The following is a 2,041-nucleotide window of genomic DNA, read 5'->3' as shown; positions in this document are numbered from 1 at the left end:
TGCGGATCGACATCAGACCGGGCATCTCGTGCTCGGCGAGGGTGATCTCCTTGCGGCCGAACGCGGCCAGCGAGAGATCGGCGACCTTGAAGTCCGGGCCGTCGGTGCCGTCAGTGGTGGGCTGCGAGGTCATGCGGGGTGCTCCTTGCGTTCGTTACGTTGCGGTGGATCTCGAGCGTGGCCGTCGAGCGGTTGAGGGTGATGTAGTGCAGTCCGGGGGCGCCTTCGGCCAGCAGCCGCTGGGCCATGGCGGTGGCGTACTCGACGCCGATGCGGTGGCCGTCGGCGGGGCTCTCGCGGGCGGCGTCCAGGCGGTGGGCCAGGGCTTCGGGGAAGGCGGCGCCGCTGAGCTGGGCGAAGCGGCTGATCTGGCGCACGTCGGTGGCCGGCATGATCTCCGGGATGATCGGGGTGTGGCAGCCCGCGGCGGCCGCTTTCTCGCGCAGCCGCAGGTAGTCCTCGACGTGGAAGAACATCTGGGTGATGGCGTAGTCGGCGCCGGCGCGGCACTTGGCGGCGAAGTGGGCGATGTCGCTGTCCCAGTCGGCCGAGCGCGGATGGCGTTCGGGGAAGGCGGCCACGCCGACGCTGAACTCCCCCGACTCCTTGACCAGGCGCACCAGTTCGTGGGCGTACGTCAGGCCCTGGGGGTGGGCGATCCAGTCGGCGCCCGGGTCGCCGGGCGGGTCGCCGCGCACGGCCAGCACGTCGCGGACGCCGGCGTCGGCGTACTGGCCGATGATGTGGCGCAGTTCGGCCACCGTGTGGCCGACGGCGGTCAGGTGGGCGACGGGGCGCAGCGTCGTCTCGGCCGCGATGCGTTTGGTGACCTCCACGGTGCGGTCCCGGGAGGAGCCGCCGGCGCCGTAGGTGACCGAGACGAAGGTGGGGGCCAGGGTCTCGATGCGGCGGATGGTCTGCCACAGGGCGCGGGCGGCGGCCTCGCTCTTGGGCGGGAAGAACTCGAAGGAGAAGCTGGGGCGTTCGCCGTGGATCAGGTCGCGCAGGGCGGTCATGGCCGGCCTCCGGCGTTGAAGTAGCTGGCCTGGGGGTGGTGGGTGACGATCGCGTCGGTGGACTGCTCGGGGTGGAGCTGGAATTCCTCCGAGAGCTGGACGCCGATCCGCCCGGGCCGCAGCAGCTCCGCGATTTTCGCGCGGTCGGCCAGGTCGGGGCAGGCGGGGTAGCCCAGCGAGTAGCGGCAGCCCTGGTAGTGGGTGGCGAACATGCCCTCGACGGTGTCCGGGTCGCGGGCGGCGATGCCCAGTTCGGCGCGGACGCGGGCGTGCCAGTACTCGGCGAGGGCCTCGGCCAGCTGCACGGACAGGCCGTGCAGTTCGAGGTAGTCGCGGTAGGAGTCCGCCGCGAACAGCTTGGCGGTGGCCTCCCCGATCTTCGAGCCGACGGTGACCACCTGCAGCCCGACCACATCGGTCTCGCCGGACTCCTCGGGGCGGAAGAAGTCCGCCAGGCACAGCCGCCGCCCGCGCCGCTGGCGCGGGAAGGTGAAGCGGGTGCGCTCGCTGCCGTCCTCGCCCAGCAGGATCAGGTCGTCGCCCTTGGAGACACACGGGAAGTAGCCGTAGACGACGGCCGCCTCCAGCAGGTTCTGGGTCTGCAGGCCGTCCAGGAGGCCGCGCAGGCGGGGCCGCCCCTCGCTCTCCACCAGTTCCTCATACGTGGGTCCGTCGCCGGTGCGGGCCTGCTTGAGGCCCCACTGGCCCTTGAACAGGGCGCCCTCGTCCAGCCAGGAGGCGTACTCCTTGAGCGGGATGCCCTTGATGACGCGGGTGCCCCAGAACGGCGGCTCCGGAACCGGATGGTCGATGGCGACGTCGGAGCGGGCGGGCTGCTCCGCCTCCTCGACCTCCAGCACCGCCGTGCTCGCCTTGGACGGCACCCGGCGCTGCTTCAGCTCCGGCAGGGTCGCGCCGGGCACCCCGCGCTTGACCGCGATCAGGGCGTCCATCAGGCGCAGGCCCTCGAACGCGTCGCGGGCGTAGCGCACTTCGCCCTCGTAGATTTCGTGCAGGTCCTGCTC

Annotated in this window: 3 protein-coding genes; all 3 read right to left on the bottom strand. The window is 71.8% G+C overall.

What is annotated here, in order from left to right:
* The coding region (locus ABZ953_RS39290) for an adenosylhomocysteinase (protein ID WP_361734334.1) at positions 1 to 133 on the bottom strand (133 nt) is incomplete at its 3' end.
* A complete protein-coding gene (metF, locus tag ABZ953_RS39285) occupies positions 111 to 1,016 on the bottom strand; it encodes a methylenetetrahydrofolate reductase [NAD(P)H] (protein ID WP_361734332.1) in 906 nt (301 codons plus the stop codon). The genes ABZ953_RS39290 and metF, both read right to left, overlap by 23 nt.
* The coding region (locus ABZ953_RS39280; RefSeq protein WP_361734330.1) for a vitamin B12 dependent-methionine synthase activation domain-containing protein at positions 1,013 to 2,041 on the bottom strand (1,029 nt) is incomplete at its 5' end. The genes ABZ953_RS39280 and metF, both read right to left, overlap by 4 nt.

It is taken from the genome of Streptomyces sp. NPDC046465, from assembly GCF_040646035.1.
Taxonomy (GTDB): domain Bacteria; phylum Actinomycetota; class Actinomycetes; order Streptomycetales; family Streptomycetaceae; genus Streptomyces.
This window is presented reverse-complemented; position numbering and strand designations above follow the sequence as displayed.

Bases quoted from the DNA above. Each gene is read 5' to 3' on its own strand.
- metF (WP_361734332.1), bottom strand. From the start codon at position 1,016: ATGACCGCCCTGCGCGACCTGATCCACGGCGAACGCCCCAGCTTCTCC.